Raw genomic sequence first — 22,289 nt, forward strand, 5'->3', positions numbered from 1 at the left:
CAGTTACAAGACTCAACAGGATGATTATTTTTTTGATCATGGGATCTTAGTTATAACCCGGGTTTTGTACCAGATTAGGGTTGGAAGTAATCGCCTCAGCAGGAATAGGCATCAGGGCTGCGGAAGATTTCCAGGTAGTCTTACTCAAAGGAAGGATATCATCGGCGCGCGATTTTGTAGCATCGCCCGTAAGGCTTTTCCATCTTTTTAAGTCGAACCAGCGGTGTCCCCATTCTGCAAAAAGTTCAATGCGGCGTTCCTTTTCAACCTGAAGCATTCCAGCAGCTATACTTGCAGGAAGGGCCAGTGCGGGTAAACCTGCGCGTGAACGGATCACATCCAGATCGGCCTTGCCCAAAGCAAGTTTATTCTGCTGAATCCTGGCTTCGGCACGGATCAGATAGGCTTCTGCAAAACGCAGTACCATCGAATATTCAGTTACTGCTGCATTGCTCTGCACTTTATATTTATACGGATAAGTAAGTGTTACTTTTGCTGCCGTAACCCAGCTGCCAGTCCAGTTGCTCTTGCGCAAATCTCCTGTTTCAAAAGCGTTCACCAAACCGTAAGTATCTCTGGTTAACCTGAAGTTGGTTACCGGGGCTGCAGTGTTTGAAGGCGTCATATTGTAGCCTTCCCAGGTGTTTTTGTTGGCAGAAACATTCACCGACTGCAATTGCCAAACGGTTTCGGTGCTGTTTTTGAGGAAGACCTTATTAATATCTGCACTGGCCAGCAATTTGTAGTTTGCATTTGCTATTACAGCATCAGCTTCGCTTTCTGCAGAAGCATAGTTGCCGGTGTACAGGTAAGCCCGCGAAAGTAAAAGGCTTGCAGCACCTTTGGTAGGACGGGTACGCTCCCCACCAGTTGGATAGGCAGTTGCCAACAGACTTTTTGCTTCGGTAAGATCAGCAATAATAGAAGTATACACCTGTGCAGAAGCAGTTCTTGGTAGATTAGTGTTCTTCAACACATCAGTGTCCAAAATCAGGGGTACATCACCATACAGGTTTACCAGATAGAAATAACAGAATGCGCGCAGGAATTTTGCCTCGCCAAGCAGCTGTGTTTTTACGGCAGTGCTAAGTGTGGTAGAAGCATTGACCCCCTCGATCACAGCATTGCAGCGGTAGATGTAGTTGTAAGGACCCGACCAGGCAAGGCCGTTATAAGTATTGCTCGGCTGCACGGCATTGTTTTTAAATTCAAGCAGTAAAGCTGCTGTAGCTTCATAATTAAATTCATCCGCAGAAAAAGGGCCCATAAACATGGTGATCTCGTTGGCAAAAGTATAATTGTAGGCATTCATATCAGAATAAATCCCTACCATAGCAGCTGTAGCGGTTTTATCGCTCACAAATACTGCGCTTTCTGCCAGTTCTGTAATTGGCGGATCCACAGCCACGAATTTCTCGCAGGAGGTAGCAGAAGCGATCAGGATTGCGATTAGTATATATTGTAGTGCTTTCATCATTTAAAATATTAAAGATTAGAATGAAACTTGTAAACCGGCAGTGTAAATGCTCAGCGGAGGTAAAACAAGACCTTTTGTCTCAGGGTCAAAACCATTGTAGTTGGTAATAGTGAACAGGTTTTGTCCCTGCAGGTAAATAGAGAAATTGCTGATCTTCAAATTCTTGAAAACCGAACCCAGGTTGTAGCGGAGGGTAGCATTCTTTAAACGGATGTAAGAAGCATCACCCCAGTTTGCACTGGATAATCTCCACTGATTGTAAGCGGCATAAGCTGCGCCTGTAGTGGCAGTTGCGATTGGTACATCTGTAACCTGCCCGGCTGTAGTCCAGCGGTCCAGTGCGCTCAGGTCTTTGTTTGCACGTGAGCCGATAGTGCCTGATAATGTTCCGTAGTTCAATAAAGGGCCATCCTGTTTAACAAACTGGAAGAAGAAGCTAAGGCTCAGGTTTTTATAGCTCAGCGTATTCTGGAAACCTCCGTAAAATTTCGGTGTTGTTGTACCCAGCACAAACATATCAGCAGGGTTGGTGATTGTACCATTACCATTTTTGTCTACAAAAGTAGGGATACCAGTTGCAGGGTTGATTCCGGTTGAAAGATAGCCTGTTACCACATTGAGGGGCTGCCCTATAAAAAGTGTGTTAGCGTAGGATGAAGCAGCTAATCCAGGGTATTTCAACAATCTGTTTTTGGCAAAGGTTAAGTTGAAGGCACTGTTCCATTTGAAATTGCCTTTGTTGATGTTTACCGTGCTCAGTTCAAACTCCCAGCCTTTGTTTTCTACCTCTGCAGGCAGGTTGGCTATGTAAGATGTATAACCCGATTGGGACGACAACACATACTGGATAAGCTGATTGGAAGATTTGTTACGGTAATAATCTGCGGTAAGCAGGATCCTGTCTTTCAGGAATCCCAATTCCACAGCGGCTTCAAGCTTGTGGTTAACTTCCCAGCCATAGTTTTTATTGGCAAAACGGCTTGGATATAAACCTCCGGAACCGGCATAAGCGAAATCTGTTGCGCTCCAGCTGTCATAATACTGGTAGTTACCGATCTGGTCGTTACCCACTGTACCGTAACTTCCGCGCAGTTTACCAAAGCTCAGGAAACTCAGTTTATCCTTGATGAAAGATTCATTGCTGAATAGCCATGCTGCACCGATGGCGCCAAAGTTTCCAAAGCGGTTATCCGGACCGAAACGGGATGAACCATCACGGCGGAATGTACCGTTCAGGATATAACGCTCGTCCCAGTTATAGGTTGCACGGGCATAGACCGAAGAGTATTTGTATTTTACATAGTTATAAGATTGTGATGTCAGGGTAACTGCTGCTTTTGGATTGTCGAGCTGTTCATCACTCGCAAATCCTGCGCCCAGTACGTTTGATCCCTCGGTTGTGCTGGATTGTAATGTTCCTCCGGCAAGTACTTGCAGGGTCCCTTTACTGATCTTTTTAGTATAATCGAGCATCGGTTCTACCAGCCAGGTATTTACAGAACTGTTTCCGTAATAGGCAAGGCTACCTGTATAAAGTGTTGGGTTAAACGAGCTTTGCGGCTGCGTATTTGTCTGCTTCATGCTGATGCGGTTGTATCCGGCGCTTACCTGGGCATTGAATCCCGGCAGGATCACATATTTGGCTACGGTATTGCCTGAAAGGTTCTGGGTAGTAGACAAATACTGGCGCTCCAGGTAGGCGATAGGGTTCTGCCCTCCTGTGGTTGGCCAGTAGAATGTTCCGTCAGCATTGTAGATTGGGTAGTTGGGTGATGTATTGTAATACTGCGTTACGTCAGTAGGCATTGAGTTGTTCTGATCGCCTACATATTTTACTGAGGTACTGAGGCTAAACTTGTTATCGGCCGATTTGTGGTTGAGGTTAAAGTTGAACGCGCCACGCTGATACCCCTGGTCGCCGGGCAGAACGGTAGTTTCCTTGCGGTAAGTTCCGCTTACAAGGAAATTGGTCAGGTCGGACCCGCCTGATAATGATAACTGTGCCTCGGTCATCTTTGCGGTATTGCCAATCAGTTTTTCCTGCCAGTCGGTATTTGCTGTCTGGTCCCAGCTTAAAAGATCAAGCGCATTATCCACCGTAGGTGTAATTTTATCATTGGCAAAAGCTTCCTTACGCAGGGCGAGGTATTGCGCAGTGTTCAGCACATCCACCTTGTGGTTCACAAAAGAAATCCCGCTGTACACGTTTGCATCTACTGAAGTTTTACCGGCTTTACCTTTTTTGGTGGTGATGAGGATTACACCATTGGCACCTCTTGATCCGTAGATTGCTGTAGCATCTGCATCTTTCAGTACGTCAATCCTGTCGATATCTGCAGGGTTGATACTGTTGAGTGGACTGCTGCTGCCATTGGCACCGCTGAACTGGTTAAGTGTAGCTGAACCGAAAGGTACGCCATCAACTATATAAAGAGGATCGTTACCACCGGTGATCGAATTGATACCACGAAGACGTACAGTATAGGCAGAACCCGAGTAACCATTGGAACCGCTGATGTCTAATCCTGCAACGCGGCCTTGTAAAGCAGCTAGTGGATCAGATACAGGCTGACTCGCTATATCTTTGGAAGTTACAGAAGCAACTGCTCCGGTATTGTTTCTCTTGGTTGTGGTACCGTAACCGATAACCACTACCGCATCCAATGTACCTACATCCGGTTTCAGGGAAATTTGCACAGACTGGCCGGCCTCTGCTTTATATTCCTGTGTGGCATAGCCGATGTAAATAAACTGCAGGTAGCTGATGCGCGTAGCCGAAGAGATGGAGAAGCGTCCGTTCTGATCTGTGATGGCCACGACCGGCTGTCCCTTAATCTTAACGGATACACCCGGGATCGGTAAACCAGCTTCATCTTTTACAGTTCCTGTGATAGGTTCCTGTGCGGTTGCACTTACTGATGTAGGTTCTGGTTTGAACAGGATGATGCTGTTGTTCAATTGCTTATAGCTGATACCAGTGCCAGCGAGGAGCTCATCAAGCGTTAGTTTCACGGAGCGGGTCTGCTGGCTGATCGTGATCTCTTTCAGCGAGGAGATCAGCTCTTTTTTGTAGGCAAACCTGAAATCGCTCTGGCTTTCGATTTTTGACAGTGCAGACAGTAAAGTGCCCTGGTTTAATCCTACAGATACATTCACGTCGGTCATGGTCTGGGCTTTTGTACCCGAGGCCATGATGCTGCCGGCAGCAGTGAGCATCGTAATCAGGATTATGGCGTTAATCTTCATAAAGAATCTGAGTTTCTTAAAAGTAAACGGAGAATTTAAAGCCGGTACAGACCGGCTTGCAAAAGGGGTAGAATTGTAATACATTGCATTGGTTTTAGGTTGAACATTCGAAGATTTAAGACCATATTACAAGTCCCGGTGGCCGCCGGGACTTGCTTTGATCGGTTTTTAACAGCCTGGGCCGTCTATTGTGATACTGTTATTTTTCAGGGTAAGGCTTGCACCGGTAATGTCTGACAGTACATGGAGTACCTGTCCGATCTCATTGCTGTTGAGGAAGGCTGCGGTGAACCGGCAGTTCTTTACTTTATCATTGCTGAAACGGACTTCCATTCCATAGCGTTCGGTAATGATCTGTGCGGCATCCGCCAGGGTGATATCATCCATGATAATATCTGTGTTTTTCCAGGCTGTGATCTTTTCTGCGTTTACATCTGCTTTTACAGCTTGACTGTTGTTGTTCCAGGCGAACTGCTGGTTGGGACTGAGGATCGCTAAGGTCTTTTTGCCATCCTGTACCATTACTTTTCCGCGGGTAACTGTAACTACTACTCCGCTGGAGGCTTTGTAGGCGCTGATGTTGAATGCTGTACCCAGGACAGTTGTGCGGATTTTTCCGGTATGGATGATAAAAGGGTGTTTCTGGTCGTGTTTTACATCAAAGTAAGCTTCTCCGGTGAGGGTAACTTCTCTTGTGTTATTTCCTGCAAAGCTCTCAGGATAATCCAGGTGGCTGTCATTGTTCAGCTGCACGGAACTGCCGTCAGGAAGTTTAATCCATTTATGGGTGTCCTTTTTAGCCGCAGGAGTGGTTTTGATTTGGCTGAGCTGAGGAGCGGCGCTTTGTCTTGCAGGTTTGTTCAGGAAAAATCCTGCAGCAAGGATGATCAGGAATGCTGCGGCGTAACCTATCCAGGTGTAGTTTTTGAAGGTGTTGAACTGGCCTTTACCAGCATTTCTTCGTGATTGATTAACTCCATCGCTGCCATTCGCTGAACCTGACATTGGGTTGCCAAATGATTTGATGTTTTTGCCTGCATCATAACTATCCGAAGAAATGCCTGCCGACTTTTGTACCCGGCTGAAAAGCTGCTCTTCGTCAATGCGGATCTGGGAGTAGTCGTTGCTGAGCAGCCTGGCTTCAACCTCGTCAATAGCTTCGCGCCATTCCTGGTGATGCAGGTCTTCTTTCAGATACTGCTGTACCTGTAAAATCTCCTGCTCCGAACATTTGTCCTCTATAAAATCTATGAATAATTGCTTGATCGGCTTTTCCAATGTGTCGTGGTTTTATGCAATACACTTAACACTGCGGATACATTTACTTTACATGGAAAAAAAATGAAAATAATTAAAACAAAATGGAAAGGAGTGCGCCGTTGCGGATCATAAAGTCTTTGATGGTCTTTAAAGCTTTGACCATCTGACTGTTTACGGTACTATCTTTAATGCCCAGTTTTTCTGCTGCCTGTTTGTACGTCAGTCCCTGGTTGCGGCAAAGGTCGTAAATGATCCTGCGCTGTGGCGGCAGCTGCTCCATTGCCATGCGGATAAAGTGGCCGGTATCTTTGCGTTGCGTAAATTGCAGTCCGTCTTCTGCGGCTGTTTTAGCGTTTGAAATCATTTCATCTGAGATCCAGGTTTCCCTTGAAGCACGCCTGATGGTATTTAAAGCATGGTTCTTAGCCAGTGTAAACAGGTAGGCCTGAATTGGCCGGTCTGTATAAACCAAGGACGCGTTTTCCCAGAGTTTAACGAAAGTATCATGCGTAATATCTTCGGCGAGTGCAGGAGATTTTACAATACTTAAGGTAAATCCGTATACTTTTTTGATGTAAAGTTTATAAATTTTGGAGAATGCAGCAGGATCCTGGGATTTAAGTTTGATTAATAAATCTATTTCCTGATCGACAGCCCCTTGCATTCTGCAATAATATGGATATTCCTATATTATTAATATAGTTTTAACAAAATTCTGCATTATTAATACAGATTTTTGAGATTAGTTCAAGATATTTTAGAGTTTATATAGGAATCATCGACATATGATTCCACGTTTTATAGCAGTAAGGGCAGTTGGCGGATCGTTATTAAATTTAAGTTTTGCGGCCGGGAAGGAAATTATGTAAGCTGACATATGACTTGAAGCGCTAAAAATAAAAAAAAATACAATGACAAGAAGTTGTCATTTTTATATAAATATTTTTAGCTACATTTATTTGTAAATAACTGAAGATCATGTATAAAACGCTCTCCATCAACGCGGTCACCAGGTTAAATTATCATCAGACAGAAGAGCTGCAGGATGATAAACGTCAGCTCCCTGAGCTATACAACCCTGCTCAGTTCTCACATATAACAAATGCAAATCCCGAACCATATGCTTTGCTGCAGCAACTGGATAAAATGTTCTCAAAGCGTGAAAAGGAAGTTTTGCTGTGGATGGCAGAAGGTTTAAGCAGTAAAATGATTGCCGATAAGCTGCACATCAGCGAGCATACAGTGATCAATCACCGCAGGAGCATGCAGGAGAAAAGCCATAAACCGAATGCCACTGCTCTTGTTAGTTTTGCAATCAGAAATGGAATCATTTGAAGGCATACATTTCGGCTGAAACTAATTTTCTTATTTCTAGGATTATATACATTTCCTGACTATTTTAGACCCTGTAAATAACCTAACCGCTTTGTTGTATTGCGCCCTCTTTTATCCTTTATATCTAAACATTTAAAATTCTTCGGGGAATTATTAAATTCCCTCACTGTTGCCTTATTGTTGCTTACAGCAATGTATTGCTGGGCAAACCTTCCCCTGAATTTTATCATGGAGGAAACTTTCACAAAGGCCACCGTAAAAATTGCTGATTTCTTTAACCGCGGAGATGAACTTCCTTATGGAATGGATGATGTGATGTTTATCGATGTGGCGCACAGCAGTGCGATTGTGGATGATGAAAATGGTACGCATGTAATGGCCGATCGCGAGAAACTGGACACGCTGCTGCAGCTGCTCCATAAAAATACCAGCCCGGAACAGATCGTCGTATGCGATATGTTTTTTGATATCGCCAGCGCGAAGGACTGGAAGCTGCAGAATTCGATGTCGGCCTTCCCAAACCTGCTCTCCACTGTAAGAACTAATTGGTTTGGCGAGATTACCCCGAATGTGTTCAGGGCAGGAACGAGCGGTACAATTGGTTTCAGGCCGCCGCGAATCCCTTTTATGATCTTTTCAAATTCTATGGTTAAGTTTCATCTGACGGATAATAACTGTGTAAAGACCATCCCCGTCCTGATGTATGAAAGGGTAAACCATTTGCACGCTGCCTGTTTGGGTGATGCGCTTCAGATTGGCAACGACTGGTTCTTTAATACGATACTGATCAATGAAGAACTGGGCCGTGATATTCCCAAGGCGGTATACGAAGACCAGGTAATGACTATCCAGTATGTGATCAAATCAGCAAAGGAAAATCCCGGCAATTTTGCAGCGCAGCTGCAGAAAAAGAAATTTATCATGATTGGCGATTTTGACAATGATGTGCATCATACAACTTTTGGCGACAAGCCAAGTACAATGGTGCTGTTCGACATCTTCCTGTCATTACAGCAAAAAGAAAATGTGATCAGCACAGGATGGTTGTTGCTTACCGTAACGTTCCTTACATTGTTGATCTACAACAGGTTCTATCACATCAATTACCTCAAAAAGTATACGATCTGGCTGGATGAGTTTACCACGGTACTGGGCTTTAAAGCACTGCCGGCGATAGACTGGATTCTTTTTTACCTGCTGATCCTGTGTTCTGCAACTTTCTTTCATGTGTACATGGAGGCTGTGGCAGGGCTGTTGTTCCTGGGTGCCTTTGCCTGGCTGCGCATTTACCTGAAAGCACGATACGTAAAGCTGATCCAGTTCAAAAGGAGCGGCAGGAGATGGAGTGCAAGGGCGCTTTTCACTTTCCTGTTTATCAAACCAGGATTCAACAACGAAAAAAACTGATTTTAAATTTTTCCTGCTATCATTTTACTGGAACGGGGCAAGAGCTTTGATGTATATTAGCGGCTGAAACAAATCAGATTAAACACTGTTATCTCACCGTAATCTCAAACATATGCCTGCTAAAGAATATCCCTTTTATATCAAAAGCACTGTAGTGCTTTTCGGTTTGATTTTGCTGACATATACCCTGCTGAACCTCAGGGATATTCTAACCCCGCTGGCATTTGCGCTGATCATTGCGATCCTGCTGAATCCGCTGGTTAACCGCATCCAGAAAAAGAAACTACCCAAATTAGCGGCAATTGTGCTGGCCATGTTCATCGCACTGGTGCTCATCATGGGAGTCATCTATTTTCTCTCGACGCAGATTGCCCAGTTTGGCGAAAGCCTGCCGATGCTGATCCAGAAATTCAACCACCTGCTGGTGATGTTCCAGAACTGGCTGCAGAGTGATTTTGGTGTAAGTATCCAGAAACAGGTACAGTTGATCAATGAAGCGCTCAACAGCAGTAAAGCTATGGTGGGCCATACACTGGGTACCGCTATTGGTATTCTGGGCGTAGTTTTCCTGATCCCTGTATATGTATTTCTGATCCTCTGGTATAAAACTAAAGTACTGCAATTCCTGTATGAGGTATTCGCCGAAGAAAATTCTGAAAAAGTAGCCGATGTTTTGAGTGAAACCAAGCTGGCCATCCAAAGTTATATGGTAGGGCTCCTGATCGAAGCAGGCATTGTAGCTGTAATGAATTCAGCAGCACTGCTGATCCTGGGTGTAAAATATGCTATACTCTTTGGCGTGATCGGGGCGATCTTAAATATGATCCCGTACCTCGGAGGAATCATCGCCATCTTGTTGCCGGTGCTTATGGCTACAGTAACCAAAGACGGCTATACCACCCAGCTGCTGATCATAGGCGCTTATGCTGTTATCCAGTTTATCGATAACAATTTCCTGGTACCCAATATAGTATCTTCCAAAGTGAAGATCAATGCGCTGGTTTCTATACTGATTGTATTGCTGGGCGGAGCACTGTGGGGTGTTTCGGGAATGTTCCTTTCCATACCTTTTGTGGCCATCCTGAAGATCATATTTGACAGGATCGATGACCTTAAACCATGGGGCAAACTGCTGGGCGATGAAATTTCTACAGCTGAGAGAAGAAAACGACCTTTCTGGAAGAGACCCTTAAAGGAATCAGTGGCAGAAGAAATAGTAAAGCCTTAATTAAAAAGACACCTGATCGGTCTTTATCCCATGCAGTATTTTAGCATTAGCAGAGATATTTTGCGTGCTGGATCATCAGTGTTTCAAAAAAAGCAAACAAATGAAGAATATTCGTTGTTAAGATAGTTACATTAACGCTTTGACAAGACACCCATACTTTGATGACTAACAGTCAGACAGTTTAATATAGATTTCTATCCCTATACCGAACCCGATCTTGCATCTTTAGTAGCAAATACTCCCGTTCGCTATGCAAAATGAGATGTAAAAGAGACCAGGATTTTTGTGTTGGCATTTTCATTGTAAATATCATGTGGTAAAACACACAAAACGTTGCTGCTCTTATGATTTCGAAGGTTAGAAAGATTCCGATACTCAGATATGCTTTAATAGTGTCTTTAATAGTTGTTTTATTTATCAGTGCCTTTTACCTGTACCTCTATTACAGAAGAGCCGAAAGCGTACGTTATAATGTGCACCAGATGATCCTGGCCCGCGAAAGTACAGCAATGATTGATAACTGCCTGATCAGTTTATACAGCGCTGATAACAACAGCAGAATGTACAGCCTGACTTCTGACAGCAAATACTTTAATGCCTTTTCTGCCGATATCAGTTTCGTAAACCAGATGATTCTTCAGCTCAATATGAAGAGCCAGCCAGTACTGGTAGACAGGAACCTGCAGCAGCTGATCCACGAAAAAACTGCAAAGACAACAAGTTATACCAGGCTTAAGATCTTGTCTGATAGTCTTCTGCAGTCTGTCGGGAAAATCAACACTATAATTGAAGAGGCTGCAACAGTACCTATAAAAGTGCCGGTTGTAAGCAAATACATTAGTGAAGTGAAGATCGATACGATCAAACCTGTAGCTAAGCCCATTGTCAAGAAAAGATTTTTTGGGCGGGTCTTCGAGGCTTTTTCTTCCAGAAAATCTGCGGAAGCGTCAAAACAAGCTCAGGAGCAACAGAAGAAACCTATACTGGTGGAGAGAAAAATAGCAACCCGGGTGGAGAGCAGAACGATCATCCCGAAGGATGCGCTGGCATCGCGAAAGCACATCCGCGAGATCTACCAGGTAAATGATAAGCTGAGAAATTCTGAGCAGGAGATGCTGAAAGTGAACACAACCCTGATCAACGAAATCATCACCAACCTTAAAAAGTTTAAAGAGGCTGAACAGCAGTATATCGCCAATGGCAGGAATGAGTTGAATAACAGTCTGCAGGATGTGGTTTTCAAATTCAAAAGTCTATCAGGCCTGATCTTTCTGTTCCTGATAACTATAGTGGTTATCATTTTATATAATATCTGGAAGATCTTCAGGAACGAAGAGGAAATCATCAGCTATAGTCTGGATGCAGAACAGTATGCTTTATCTAAAAGCGCTTTCCTGGCCAGTATGAGCCACGAGATCCGTACCCCGCTGAACTCTGTAATCGGATTTTCTGAGCAGCTGAGCCAGAGCCCGCTTGACGAAATTCAAAAGGAACAGCTTGAAGCGATCAGCAGTTCTTCACGTTTGCTGCTGGATGTTGTTAACGAGATCCTCGACTTCTCCAAGTTTGAAACCGGAAAGATGAGTTTTGATAATGCCCCGTTTGTTCCCCATGATTCCCTGGAAGAAGTATTCAACAGTTTACGCATCCAGGCCGAGCATAAAGGTATTCAACTTGAGAAAGAATTGAACGTGGACGAAGAAATTTGCCTGAAAGGTGATGCATTCAGGTTGAAGCAGGTAGTGATTAACCTGATGAGCAATGCCATTAAATTCACTACAGTTGGTAAAGTGATCCTTCGCGCTTCGATAACTGATGGGGCTATGTCCAAAAGGATTTTACATGTGGCTGTGCAGGATAGCGGTTTAGGGATCAGCAAAGAGAATATCCCGCTGATTTTCGGCGAGTTTTCGCAGATCGTTTCTGCCCAGCAAAAAGCTTCCCAAAAGGGTACCGGCCTCGGCTTGGCGATTTCTAAAAAGATAGTGGAACTGCAGGGCGGCTCTATCACTGTAACCAGTGAGCCGGATAAAGGATCGGTGTTTACTTTTCATCTACCTTTTGAACCGGTTGAGCCTGTGGCATGTAAGAAAAAGAAACTTACCGAGCCGGGAGCCCATGAAGAACTGATCGGCAAGCATATCCTGGTCGCAGAGGACAATAAGCTCAACGTGTTGCTGCTGACAACTATTCTAAAAAAATGGAACCTGACTTTTGATGTGGCCGAAGATGGTGTACAGGCCTTTTCACTCTTTGAATCACATTATTACGACCTGGTGCTCACCGATATCGAAATGCCTGAAATGGGAGGGGTTGAACTTGCAGGACTGATCCGGAGTTACGCTGATATAGGAAAATCCTATATTCCAATCCTGGCCTTAACAGCCAATGCGCTAAAAGAAGACCGCGATAATTATATCACAGCCGGGATGAACGGCGTAATTCTGAAACCCTTTACAGAACAAAACCTGCTCGACACCATTACCGAAGCGCTGAAAGATCCGATGTTACTGGAGGAGAGGGGATAAAAAAACATAAAACTTTTTTGAGCTTTTGCGGCTTTATTAGGAAAATCATTTACCATGACTTTATCTAAATACGTTGCCAAGCGCGATTTCAGCAAAACTGCAGAACCAAAAGCAGGGAAAAGCAAAGATAAAAACCAGTTACTTTTTGTGATCCAGAAACATGATGCTTCACGGCTGCATTATGATTTCAGACTGGAAATGGATGGGGTGCTCAAAAGCTGGGCAGTGCCGAAAGGCCCTTCAACAGATCCGAAGATGAAGCGCCTGGCCATGATGGTAGAAGACCATCCCTACGATTACCGCAATTTTGAAGGCATCATTCCTGAAGGAGAATACGGAGGAGGTACTGTGATTGTCTGGGATCAGGGAACGTATGAGCCTATCGAGGAGATCAAGGGAAAGAAAGCACAGGAGAAACACCTGCTGAAACAATTGGAATCAGGTTCGTTGAAGATAAAGTTACATGGTGAGAAGCTGGAAGGAGAGTTTGCCCTGGTGAAAACGCATGGTATGGGCGAAAACTCATGGCTCATGATCAAGCATAATGATGAGTATGCTTCGAAGAAGGATATTACGAAAAAAGATGAATCTGTTTTATCCGGCAAGACCATAGCAGCTGTAGAGAAGAGCAGCGATGCTGTCTGGAAAGACGGGCATGAGGAGCATGTAAAGAAGGAGAAGGCTGCTGATAAACCAGCTCCTGAAGCGAAAGGTAAAAGCAAAACTGCAGCATCTGCTAAAGATAAAAATACCGGTAAGAAAAAGAGTAAAACAGCACCGGCTGCAAAGAAAAAAAAAGATGAGGAGCAAAGTTCTGATGCTGATGAAGAAGCAGACCCTGCTGCTTTGCTTAAAAAGTTATCAAAATCAGCCATCCCTACGGGTATGAAACCCATGCTGGCAACGCTGGTAAATGAACCTTTTGACGATCCGGGCTGGACTTACGAAGTGAAATGGGACGGATACCGCGCATTAGGCTTTGTAAAGAAAGGCGATGTTGAATTATTATCCCGTAACAACAAGAGCTTCAACGAGAAATTTTACCCGATTTATGACCTGCTTAAAGAATGGAAGATCAACGCCGTCCTGGACGGGGAAATTCTGGTGCTGGACAAAAAGGGAGTTTCGAATTTCGGCAAGTTACAAAACTGGCGCAGTGAAGCTGACGGCGACCTGGTATACTACGTGTTTGACCTGCTCTGGTATGAAGGCAAAAGCCTGATGGAACTTCCCTTGCATCAGCGCCAGGCAATCCTTAAAGATATACTCCCGGTTGATGATGACAGGATTCGCCTAAGCAAAGTCTTTAAAGCCAATGGTATAGATTTCTTCGGAGCAGCCCAGAAAATGGGGCTGGAAGGAATTATAGCGAAGAAAGCCGACAGTATTTATAAGTCTGATTACCGCTCAAAGGAATGGCTCAAAGTGAAAGTACACAAACGCCAGGAAGTGGTCATTGCTGGCTTCACTAAAAATGAAGATACTTCAAAACAGTTCAGCTCGCTTTTGCTGGGTGTGTATGAAGATGGTGCACTGCAGTATGTAGGTAAAGTGGGTACAGGATTTTCGGACAAGGTGCAAAAGGAGATGATCGCTCAGTTTAAGCCTTTGATTACTGATAAAAGCCCCTTTGAGATCCTGCCGGATGTGAATAAACCCTCCCGCTTCCGTCCGGATCCGCCGAAGGCGAAAGCAACATGGCTGAAACCTGAACTGGTTTGTGAGGTTGCCTTCGCAGAAGTAACCACTGACGGCGTATTCAGGCATCCCTCGTTCCAGGGCATGCGCATAGATAAAAAAGCAAAAGAGGTGGTTAGGGAAACAGCGGCTCCCACAGTTGAGGTGATTGAAGAAGTAGAAGCCGGACTGGAGGAAGCGGCTGATGAAACGAGTACTGCGCCAAAAGCTGAAGCAAAAGCTGCTGCGAAAAAATCTGATAAGATAAATAAACCTGATGATATGGTTGAACCTGCAAAAGATAAGGGAAAGCGAACTTTGCTTAACCCGAAAGATGAAACCCAGGTAAGAAAAGTAAAAGGACATGAGCTCAAGTTTACACACCTGAGTAAAATATACTGGCCGGAAGATGAGGTATCCAAACGTGATATGTTCAACTATTATTACCAGATAGCAGAATATATGATCCCTTATATCAAAGACAGGCCGATGTCGCTAAACCGCTTTCCAAATGGGATACACGGACCCAGTTTTTACCAGAAGGATGTGAAAGGCAAAGCGCCGGAGTGGGTAAAGACTTTTCCGTACACCAACGGGGAGGGGGAGCATAAAGAATACCTGGTAGGCACGGACGAGGCGAGTTTGCTTTGGATGGCTTCACTGGGCTGCATTGAAATGAATCCCTGGTTCAGCCGCGTACAGTCAGAAGACAACCCCGATTATTGCGTGATAGATCTGGATCCTGATAAAAACACTTTTGATCAGGTAATCGAGGCGGCACTGGAAGTGAAAAAGGTGCTTGACGCATTAGATGTGCCTTCTTTCTGTAAAACTTCCGGCTCAACCGGTATGCACATTTATATCCCTATGGGTGCCAAATATACCTATGATCAGTCACAGATGTTTGCGAAGCTCATAGTGAACCTTGTGCACGAACAATTGCCTGATTTTACCACGCTGGAAAGAACCATTGCGGAGCGTCATGGCAAGATGTATCTTGATTTTCTGCAGAACCGTCCGGGTGCAACTATTGCCGGTCCATATTCCTTAAGGCCAAAACCAGGTGCAACGGTATCCATGCCACTGCATTGGGATGAGGTTAAACCAGGACTGAGCATGAAGGACTTCACGATATTTAATGCTGTGGAGCGCGTGAGGGCGGAGGGAGATTTGTTTAAAGGAGTGCTTGGTAAGGGGATCGATCTGGAGAAGACGATTAAAAAGTCCAAAAGCATTTTTGGCTGATCACAAAAAAATGTCTGATCTTCTGACAACAATCTTTACAGGCTGCTGTTGAGATCAGACATTTTCAAAAGCCACTTAGTAGGTTGGCTCGTCATAAATTTTTCTCTCGGCAATGAAGTCGTCTTTAATACGTTTAGCTTCTTCCGCCCATTTAGGAGCACTTTCTTTCAGGTCATCAACAATTGATTTTCCGTTGATATCTTTCTTAGTCACATACTTAATTACACCGTAAACTGCGGCGCCAATTACTGCTGTTTTTAACAATCCCATAGTTATATCTTTTTGTGGTTTAGTAGATAACACGATAACGGCTAAAATGTTCAGTTTATTATTTTAAGTTAAGATGAACCGGTCCGCATCCGGCAGAAATAACGAAATGTCAACATGATATCATTTAATAGCGATATATCGTGAAAAATAAAACCCGTAGTTCGAGCTAATATGCTGGTAGTTAGCGTATTAATTGAGTGGCACAACTATTGTCTCTGCTGTTTCAAATACTACGGTTATGAAATGCCTCATCATTGACGATAATCCCATTGCCAGGGCCACATTATGCGAACTGGCTGCCCAACTTCAAAACATCTGCGTCAGTGCCGAATGTTCAAATGCTATCGATGCCTATAATTACCTGCAGGAAAATCCGGTGGACCTGCTTTTCCTGGATATCGAGATGCCCGGAATGAGCGGACTGGAACTCATCAGAAACCTCGGCAGCCTGCGCCCGGTTGTCATATTTACCACTTCAAAAAAAGATTACGCGGTGGAAGCCTTTGAACTCGATGTAGCAGATTACCTGGTGAAACCACTGCGTCCGGCAAGATTCATACAGGCGATAAACAAGGCCAGGGAAATACTGAACAGCAATAAATATGAGCCCAAACCAGAAACTGAGTTTATTTTTATCAGGGATACAAACGTGGTGAGGCGTTTGAAACTGGATGATATCCTTTTTGCAGAGGCCATGGGCGATTATGTGAAACTTTATACACAAGAGAAGCTGTATGCCATTCATACCAAACTTAAAACGGTAGAAGAAAGGCTGCCCTCCTGCAATTTCCTGAGGGTGCACCGCTCATATATCGTTGCCCTCAATAAGATTGATGCCTTCCAGGATGGAGCCCTGCAGATTGGCAGTAAATTCCTTCCGGTAACAGATACCTACAGAAAGATTTTAAACGAACGCCTGAATATACTTTAACTAATCATTAGCTGCCCAACCTGTTCTATGAAAATGAATACCACAAGGTTTATTTCGCTGATCATTTCTCTCTTTACTGCCGGTGCTATCTTGCTGATTTACAATCAGTATGTTTCATCTGGAAATATCATTATCAGCAGTCTGATCCTGCTGATCAGCTGCATCGAGTTGTGGCTGATCATCGCCCGCTTCAGGCAGCAGCACAAACTGATCGAACAGCTGGACGCTTCGGAAAAAAGATCTATTAAAGCCGCCCTCATCAAGGAAAACTTTATGGCGAATATGAGCCACGAGATCAGGACTCCCCTCAATGCGATACTGGGTTTTACTAATCTGCTGGGGATACGGAAACTGGATCCTGAACCGCAGGAATTTGTACAGGCTATTCAGAAAGCGGGTGAGAGCCTGCTGGCGATTATCAATGATATCCTTGACCTGTCGAAAATTGAAGCAGGGATGATGCGTATCGAAAACACACCCTTCAGTGTAAGGGGACTTTTTCACTCGGTAAAAACGCTTTTCTTTGAGCGGATTAAGGAAAAGCGACTGGAGATTAAGCTGGAAATTGATGAAGATGTACCGGACACGCTCATTGGTGATGATACACGGCTAACGCAGATCCTGGTGAACCTCATCGGTAACGCGGTTAAGTTTACGGAAAAAGGTTTTGTGCTGCTGAGGGTATACGTGATCAATTATGAGGGCGAGCAAATTGAACTTGGCTGCTCTGTTTGTGACACGGGAATAGGTATTGCAAAAGATAAGATCGGAGGGATCTTCGACAGGTTTCATCAGGCGGAAGATTCTACTACACGTAATTACGGAGGAACCGGATTGGGATTGTCTATTGTGAAAGACCTGCTCCAGCTGCTGAAAGGCAGTATTGAGGTGGAGAGTTCTGCAGGCAAGGGTACAGCATTCCACTTCTCCATACCGTATCGGATATCCTCAACACAGGTAGCAGATATGGTACCTCCAGCGGATGATGAGCTGGAGCTTTATGCCTCTGGTGCAGTGAACATACTGGTTGTGGACGACAATCAGATGAACCAGAACCTGATGAGGTATCTGCTGAAAGGCTGGAACTTATCATTTGATATTGCAGGTAACGGTCTGCAGGCACTGAAGTTACTCAATGATAGGAAGTATGATGTGGTCCTGATGGATATCCAGATGCCAGGGATGGATGGTTATGCAACAACACAACGCATCAGAAACCAGTTGCAGCTGGATGTTCCGATTATTGCAATGACTGCCCACGCATTGGCGGGAGAACGTGAAAAATGCCTCAGTTTTGGAATGAACGACTATCTGCCTAAACCTATTAACCAGCAGCAGCTTTATGCCAATATAGCGAAATTTGCACGTTTAAATAAAGAAACTGAACGAATTGCCGCGGCTGAGGCAGCCCCGGAGATAGTCTACACGTATATAGATCTGAGCTATATGAAGGAGATCAGCAGGGGTAACGTTCAGTATGAAAAACAGGTGACAGCCCAGTTCCTGGAACTGATTCCAAAGGCACTGGAGGAAATTGAGCTAGCGCTGCTAACTAAAGACTTTGCTGCCGTCAATTACATAGCGCATGACCTGAAGACCAGCATTTCCATCATGGGCATGACGGATGAAATGGAATTTATCCTGGATCAGCTGGAATATGCTGATGAGGAACAGGCTATACTCGGGCATAATGCACTGTTAAAAAATTACTGCAGCATGGCCTTAAAGGAAGCTGCCCATTATTACGAATTGTTAAACCATAAAAACTCTCAGTTATGATCATTACACCAAAAAATTCGAAGAGCCTTGAGCAGCGCGTTACGCTGATTACCATGTGGCTGGCGGCAGCAGGAGCTGTAATATTGCAGTTATGCAGCCTGATGTACTAAATCTATTGTCTATCCGGCAAAATGCCGCTCAAAAATTATGTAAAAACTCATCAGAATTATGTAATCCTGAAAGCGGCTGATTCTGTATTTTTGCTTCATCAATTATATGATTATGAAGACATTAATTTTAGTTGCTGCCTTTATCGCAACGATTGCAGCACCATCGGCTTTTGCTCAGGATAAGCAAAAACAGGCTTTGCTCAGTTCTTACTACGAAATAAAGAATGCACTGGTAAATTCTGATGCTGCCACTGCGTCTGCTAAAGCAGGGGAATTGTTAAAAGAGATCAGGACTGCAGACACTAAAGCGTTTTCAGCAGAAGAAGCTACTGAGTTTAAAGCCAGCCAGGAGAAATTAAGTACCGATGCAAGCCATATTGCTGAAAGCAAAGATCTTGGCAAACAGCGTGAATATTTTGCAGCATTATCTGCAGGTTTTTTTAAACTGGCCAAAACAGTAAAACTAAGCTCAGCACCTGTATACTATCAGTTTTGCCCGATGAAAAAGAGCTATTGGTTATCTGAAACAAAGGAAATTAAAAATCCTTACTACGGAAAACAGATGTTGACCTGCGGCAAAATATCGGAGACGATTTAGGATTTATTGAGCCCCCTCCTGTAAAAAGATTAAATAATTATTCATTTTCTGAACACCATTCAGTATGTTTGCAGTATTTATCGTTGAATAGGGAATTACTGCAGCAGGCAAATGGGAATATCAGAGAGAAAAGAACGGGAAAAAATTGACAAGAAGCAGCTCATAAGGTCTGCCGCAATGAAGATGTTCCTCGAAGACGGGTACGCAAAAACCTCTATTCGCAATATCGCAGATGCCATTGAATATAGCCCGGGCACAATTTACCTGTATTACAAGGATAAAGACGAATTGCTGTATGAAGTACAGCGCGATGCGTACGGAAAACTACTGGAAGAATTCAGGACCAAAGCCAAACACAAAGATCCTGTCAAGAGGTTGATGCAGATTGGAAAGACTTACGTGGCATTCGGACTGGCAAACCCTGAGTTGTATGACCTGATGTTTATCATCCGGGCGCCGATGAATGTGGACGAGGAACTGCATAAAGACAATGGGGGCGACTCATTTGACTATCTGCTGACCTGTTTGAAGGAATGCATAGATAAAGATTTGCTAAGGGTTAAAGATGTGGACTTATGTGCCCTGCAAACCTGGTCTGTGGCACATGGACTGGTTTCATTGAACCTGCGCTGCCGTTTGAAAATGATGGCTGAAGAGAAGGAAATGCCTAAAATCCTTAACAGTGCTATTGAGGATTATGTTAAACTATTGATAAAATAGTTTTTTTTGTAACATTACTGAACACTGTTTAGTCTATGTACGGGGTACAGGAATAAACATATGTTCAGACATATACTGTCAGGTAAGTGCCCATACCGAGCGGAAAAGAATATTTAAACAAACCCTATAAATTAACCCGGAGAAACCGATTCATTTTTTACGTTACTACTAAACACTGTTTATTATGTTTACATCATTTACCAAGATCCTCCTGCTGTTTGGCATGGCATGCATAGCCATTCCAGATGCAGATGGACAGTCGGCCCCCGGGCAGCTGGACAGCTATATCGCTACAGCTTTTGCAGGCAACCAGGGCCTGAAGCAACAGCAGTTTGATCTGGACAGATCCCTGGCCGCGTTGAAAGAAGCCCAGGCCATGTACCTGCCAACAGTGAGCCTGCTGGGCAGCTACACCAAATCTTCGGGCGGAAGAACGATTGACGTGCCCCTGGGCGATCTCCTGAACCCAGTATATACGGCACTCAACCAGCTCACCGGTGCTAAATTTCCGCAGTTGCAGAACGAGAACTTTTTGCTCAACCCCGACAATTTTTACGATGCCAAAGTACGTACTTCCCTGCCGCTGATCAATGCTGAGATCAGGTACAACAAACTGATCAAACAGCAGCTTATTACGAGTCAGCAGGCAGCAGTAAACGTTTATAAACGTGCGTTGGTAAAGGATATCAAAACTGCGTACTACCGGTATTACCAGGCTTTGCAGGGGATAGCGGTATATAACAGTGCCTTAGTGCTGATCAAAGAAAATATCCGCGAAAACGAAAGTATGCTGCGCAACGGCGTACGTAACGGGACTGCCTTATTGCGTTCCAGAACAGAACAGGAGAAAAACACTGCAGCCCTGATTCAGGCACAGCGGAACACGCAGAACGCAAGGGCATACTTTAACTTTCTGCTCAACCGTCCTTTAACGGATTCTATATACACGGAAAGTGTTGCGAAGGAAGTGGCAATTCTTAAACCGGATACCACGGCAGGCGTAAGGGGCAGGGAAGAACTCAGGCAGCTGGAAACTTTAAAACAGGTATACAGCCTGAATGAGAAAATGCAGAAATCGGGCATTATCCCAAAGCTGAATACATTTGTAGATCTCGGATCGCAGGGTTTTGACTGGAACGTTAACAGTAAGACGCGGTATTACCTCTGGGGCGTAAACTTGCAGTGGGACGTATTTACAGGAGGGCAGAGGAAGTACCGGGCACAGCAGTCGCACGCCAGCTTCAATGCTGCAAACGCGCAGCTCGACCAGACTCAGCAGTCCTTGCTGCTGCAGCTTGATCAGTCATACAACAACTATGAGTCGGCCAAATCGGCCTACAAAAGCGCCGCCGCGCAGCTCAGCTTTGCCCTCAAATATTACAACGACCAGCTAAAAGCTTACCGTGCCGGACAGTTACTGTACTTAGAGCTTATTGATGCCGAAGATCAGCTTACCGGTGCACGCCTCCAGCTGGCAGATGCCCAGGCAAATTTACAAATCACCCTGGCCGAACTGGAACGCGGTCAGGCTACATATCCTATTAACAACCTCAATTAACATGAACTATTCACCGGCCAGCCATATACAAAAAAAAATGAAAAACCTTCCATATTTAAGTCTCCTGTTGTGCTCGGCACTGCTGTATTCCTGCAGCAGCCCCGTTGAACCTGCAAACACTTTTGCAGACACCATTCCTGTACAGATCATGCCTCTGCAGCAGCAGGATAACCGTGCGCCGATGGCAGTATCAGGACAATTTACCACTGATGATGAGGTGATGCTTTCTTTTAAAACAGGAGGGATCATCAGTAGCCTAAACGTGAAAGAAGGAGATGCCATCAAAAGGGGGCAATTGCTTGCAACCTTAAACCCGACAGAGATCATCGCCCAGTTACAACAGGCAAAACTTGCAGTGGAGAAAGCACAGCGCGATTACCAGCGTACGCAGAACCTTTACAAAGACAGCGTTGCTACACTGGAGCAATTGCAAAACAGTAAAACTACCCTGCAGCAAAGCCAGCAGCAGCTGAATATGGCCAGTTTTAACCGCCAGTATTCAGAAATCCATGCCCCGCAGGATGGGTACATCCTCAGCAAACTTGCCAATACGGGACAGCAGGTGACAGCCGGAACTGCAATCCTGAAAACCAATGGGACAGAATCAGGGAAATGGATGCTCAGGGTGGCTGTGAGCGATTACGAATGGGCCGTGCTGCAACTGAAAGACCATGCACAGATCCAGACTTCATCATTACCAGGACAAACTTTTGGCGGCACTGTAAGCAGAAAATCTGAAGGTGTGGATGCTGCCACAGGAACATTTTCTGCAGATATCAGCTTTACGGGCAAAAAGCCCGGGGCTATCGCAGCGGGTATGTTTGGCAAGGCAGTCATAGAACCATCCGGGTCGGGAAAAGGTGCTCAGGCAGGAACCGGAAGCGGTAGCTGGCAGATCCCCTATGAGGCATTACTTGATG

The 22,289-nt window shown here is 44.6% G+C and carries 16 protein-coding genes; 11 read left to right on the forward strand and 5 right to left on the reverse strand.

Annotated elements, in window-relative coordinates; all coding sequences use genetic code 11:
* Window positions 1–46: 46 nt before the first annotated feature.
* The 4 genes from ABWY16_RS04125 to ABWY16_RS04140 all read right to left on the reverse strand — a co-directional run bounded on the left by ABWY16_RS04125 (window position 47) and on the right by ABWY16_RS04140 (window position 6,647).
* The gene (locus tag ABWY16_RS04125) at window positions 47–1,477 is read right to left on the reverse strand and encodes a RagB/SusD family nutrient uptake outer membrane protein (RefSeq protein WP_353903383.1); all 1,431 of its coding nucleotides are present in this window, start codon (window positions 1,475–1,477) and stop codon (window positions 47–49) included.
* 15 nt (window positions 1,478–1,492) lie between these two features.
* Window positions 1,493–4,723 carry a TonB-dependent receptor gene (locus ABWY16_RS04130; protein WP_353903384.1) on the reverse strand — a complete coding sequence of 1,077 codons (3,231 nt, stop codon included), beginning with the start codon at window positions 4,721–4,723 and terminating at the stop codon, window positions 1,493–1,495.
* Between the two features lie 168 nt (window positions 4,724–4,891).
* Complete coding sequence (locus ABWY16_RS04135) at window positions 4,892–6,001, reverse strand: FecR family protein (protein WP_353903385.1); 1,110 nt, start codon at window positions 5,999–6,001, stop codon at window positions 4,892–4,894.
* A gap of 73 nt (window positions 6,002–6,074) precedes the next feature.
* Window positions 6,075–6,647, reverse strand: coding sequence for an RNA polymerase sigma factor (locus ABWY16_RS04140; protein WP_353903386.1), 573 nt, complete (start codon window positions 6,645–6,647; stop codon window positions 6,075–6,077).
* 314 nt (window positions 6,648–6,961) lie between these two features.
* Here ABWY16_RS04140 and ABWY16_RS04145 point away from each other — a divergent pair, with 314 nt between their 5' ends.
* The 5 genes from ABWY16_RS04145 to ligD all read left to right on the forward strand — a co-directional run bounded on the left by ABWY16_RS04145 (window position 6,962) and on the right by ligD (window position 15,403).
* Window positions 6,962–7,318 (forward strand): response regulator transcription factor, encoded by a 357-nt coding sequence (locus ABWY16_RS04145; protein ID WP_353903387.1) that lies wholly within the window; start codon window positions 6,962–6,964, stop codon window positions 7,316–7,318.
* Between the two features lie 228 nt (window positions 7,319–7,546).
* Window positions 7,547–8,725, forward strand: coding sequence for a hypothetical protein (locus ABWY16_RS04150; protein WP_353903388.1), 1,179 nt, complete (start codon window positions 7,547–7,549; stop codon window positions 8,723–8,725).
* Between the two features lie 112 nt (window positions 8,726–8,837).
* Window positions 8,838–9,953, forward strand: a complete 1,116-nt coding sequence (locus tag ABWY16_RS04155) for an AI-2E family transporter (protein WP_353903389.1) — start codon at window positions 8,838–8,840, stop codon at window positions 9,951–9,953.
* 344 nt (window positions 9,954–10,297) lie between these two features.
* A complete protein-coding gene (locus ABWY16_RS04160) occupies window positions 10,298–12,481 on the forward strand; it encodes an ATP-binding protein (protein ID WP_353903390.1) in 2,184 nt (727 codons plus the stop codon).
* A gap of 54 nt (window positions 12,482–12,535) precedes the next feature.
* On the forward strand, window positions 12,536–15,403 hold the full coding sequence (ligD, locus tag ABWY16_RS04165) for a DNA ligase D (RefSeq protein ID WP_353903391.1): 2,868 nt from the start codon (window positions 12,536–12,538) through the stop codon (window positions 15,401–15,403).
* Window positions 15,404–15,478: 75 nt separating this feature from the next.
* Here the strand turns inward: ligD and ABWY16_RS04170 are convergent, their stop codons facing one another.
* The gene (locus ABWY16_RS04170) at window positions 15,479–15,673 is read right to left on the reverse strand and encodes a YtxH domain-containing protein (RefSeq protein WP_353903392.1); all 195 of its coding nucleotides are present in this window, start codon (window positions 15,671–15,673) and stop codon (window positions 15,479–15,481) included.
* A gap of 238 nt (window positions 15,674–15,911) precedes the next feature.
* On the opposite strand from ABWY16_RS04170, the gene ABWY16_RS04175 reads away from it, so the two are divergent.
* The 6 genes from ABWY16_RS04175 to ABWY16_RS04200 form a co-directional block, all read left to right on the forward strand.
* On the forward strand, window positions 15,912–16,604 hold the full coding sequence (locus ABWY16_RS04175) for a LytR/AlgR family response regulator transcription factor (RefSeq protein ID WP_353903393.1): 693 nt from the start codon (window positions 15,912–15,914) through the stop codon (window positions 16,602–16,604).
* A gap of 27 nt (window positions 16,605–16,631) precedes the next feature.
* Window positions 16,632–18,383, forward strand: coding sequence for a response regulator (locus ABWY16_RS04180; protein ID WP_353903394.1), 1,752 nt, complete (start codon window positions 16,632–16,634; stop codon window positions 18,381–18,383).
* Between the two features lie 222 nt (window positions 18,384–18,605).
* Complete coding sequence (locus ABWY16_RS04185) at window positions 18,606–19,091, forward strand: DUF3347 domain-containing protein (protein WP_353903395.1); 486 nt, start codon at window positions 18,606–18,608, stop codon at window positions 19,089–19,091.
* A 111-nt stretch (window positions 19,092–19,202) separates the two neighbouring features.
* Window positions 19,203–19,811, forward strand: coding sequence for a TetR/AcrR family transcriptional regulator (locus ABWY16_RS04190; protein WP_353903396.1), 609 nt, complete (start codon window positions 19,203–19,205; stop codon window positions 19,809–19,811).
* A 184-nt stretch (window positions 19,812–19,995) separates the two neighbouring features.
* Window positions 19,996–21,369: a TolC family protein gene (locus ABWY16_RS04195; protein WP_353903397.1), complete on the forward strand. Its 1,374-nt coding sequence runs from the start codon at window positions 19,996–19,998 to the stop codon at window positions 21,367–21,369.
* Between the two features lie 37 nt (window positions 21,370–21,406).
* Window positions 21,407–22,289: efflux RND transporter periplasmic adaptor subunit (locus ABWY16_RS04200; protein WP_353903398.1), on the forward strand; the 883-nt coding region annotated here is incomplete at its 3' end.

Source organism: Pedobacter sp. (assembly GCF_040513095.1).
GTDB lineage: Bacteria > Bacteroidota > Bacteroidia > Sphingobacteriales > Sphingobacteriaceae > Pedobacter.

Coding starts and splice junctions, on each gene's coding strand:
- ABWY16_RS04125 (WP_353903383.1), bottom strand. CDS start 1,477: ATGATGAAAGCACTACAATATATACTAATCGCAATCCTGATCGCTTCT.
- ABWY16_RS04130 (WP_353903384.1), bottom strand. CDS start 4,723: ATGAAGATTAACGCCATAATCCTGATTACGATGCTCACTGCTGCCGGC.
- ABWY16_RS04140 (WP_353903386.1), bottom strand. CDS start 6,647: ATGCAAGGGGCTGTCGATCAGGAAATAGATTTATTAATCAAACTTAAA.
- ABWY16_RS04145 (WP_353903387.1), top strand. CDS start 6,962: ATGTATAAAACGCTCTCCATCAACGCGGTCACCAGGTTAAATTATCAT.
- ABWY16_RS04150 (WP_353903388.1), top strand. CDS start 7,547: ATGGAGGAAACTTTCACAAAGGCCACCGTAAAAATTGCTGATTTCTTT.
- ABWY16_RS04155 (WP_353903389.1), top strand. CDS start 8,838: ATGCCTGCTAAAGAATATCCCTTTTATATCAAAAGCACTGTAGTGCTT.
- ABWY16_RS04160 (WP_353903390.1), top strand. CDS start 10,298: ATGATTTCGAAGGTTAGAAAGATTCCGATACTCAGATATGCTTTAATA.
- ligD (WP_353903391.1), top strand. CDS start 12,536: ATGACTTTATCTAAATACGTTGCCAAGCGCGATTTCAGCAAAACTGCA.
- ABWY16_RS04170 (WP_353903392.1), bottom strand. CDS start 15,673: ATGGGATTGTTAAAAACAGCAGTAATTGGCGCCGCAGTTTACGGTGTA.
- ABWY16_RS04175 (WP_353903393.1), top strand. CDS start 15,912: ATGAAATGCCTCATCATTGACGATAATCCCATTGCCAGGGCCACATTA.
- ABWY16_RS04180 (WP_353903394.1), top strand. CDS start 16,632: ATGAAAATGAATACCACAAGGTTTATTTCGCTGATCATTTCTCTCTTT.
- ABWY16_RS04185 (WP_353903395.1), top strand. CDS start 18,606: ATGAAGACATTAATTTTAGTTGCTGCCTTTATCGCAACGATTGCAGCA.
- ABWY16_RS04190 (WP_353903396.1), top strand. CDS start 19,203: ATGGGAATATCAGAGAGAAAAGAACGGGAAAAAATTGACAAGAAGCAG.
- ABWY16_RS04195 (WP_353903397.1), top strand. CDS start 19,996: ATGTTTACATCATTTACCAAGATCCTCCTGCTGTTTGGCATGGCATGC.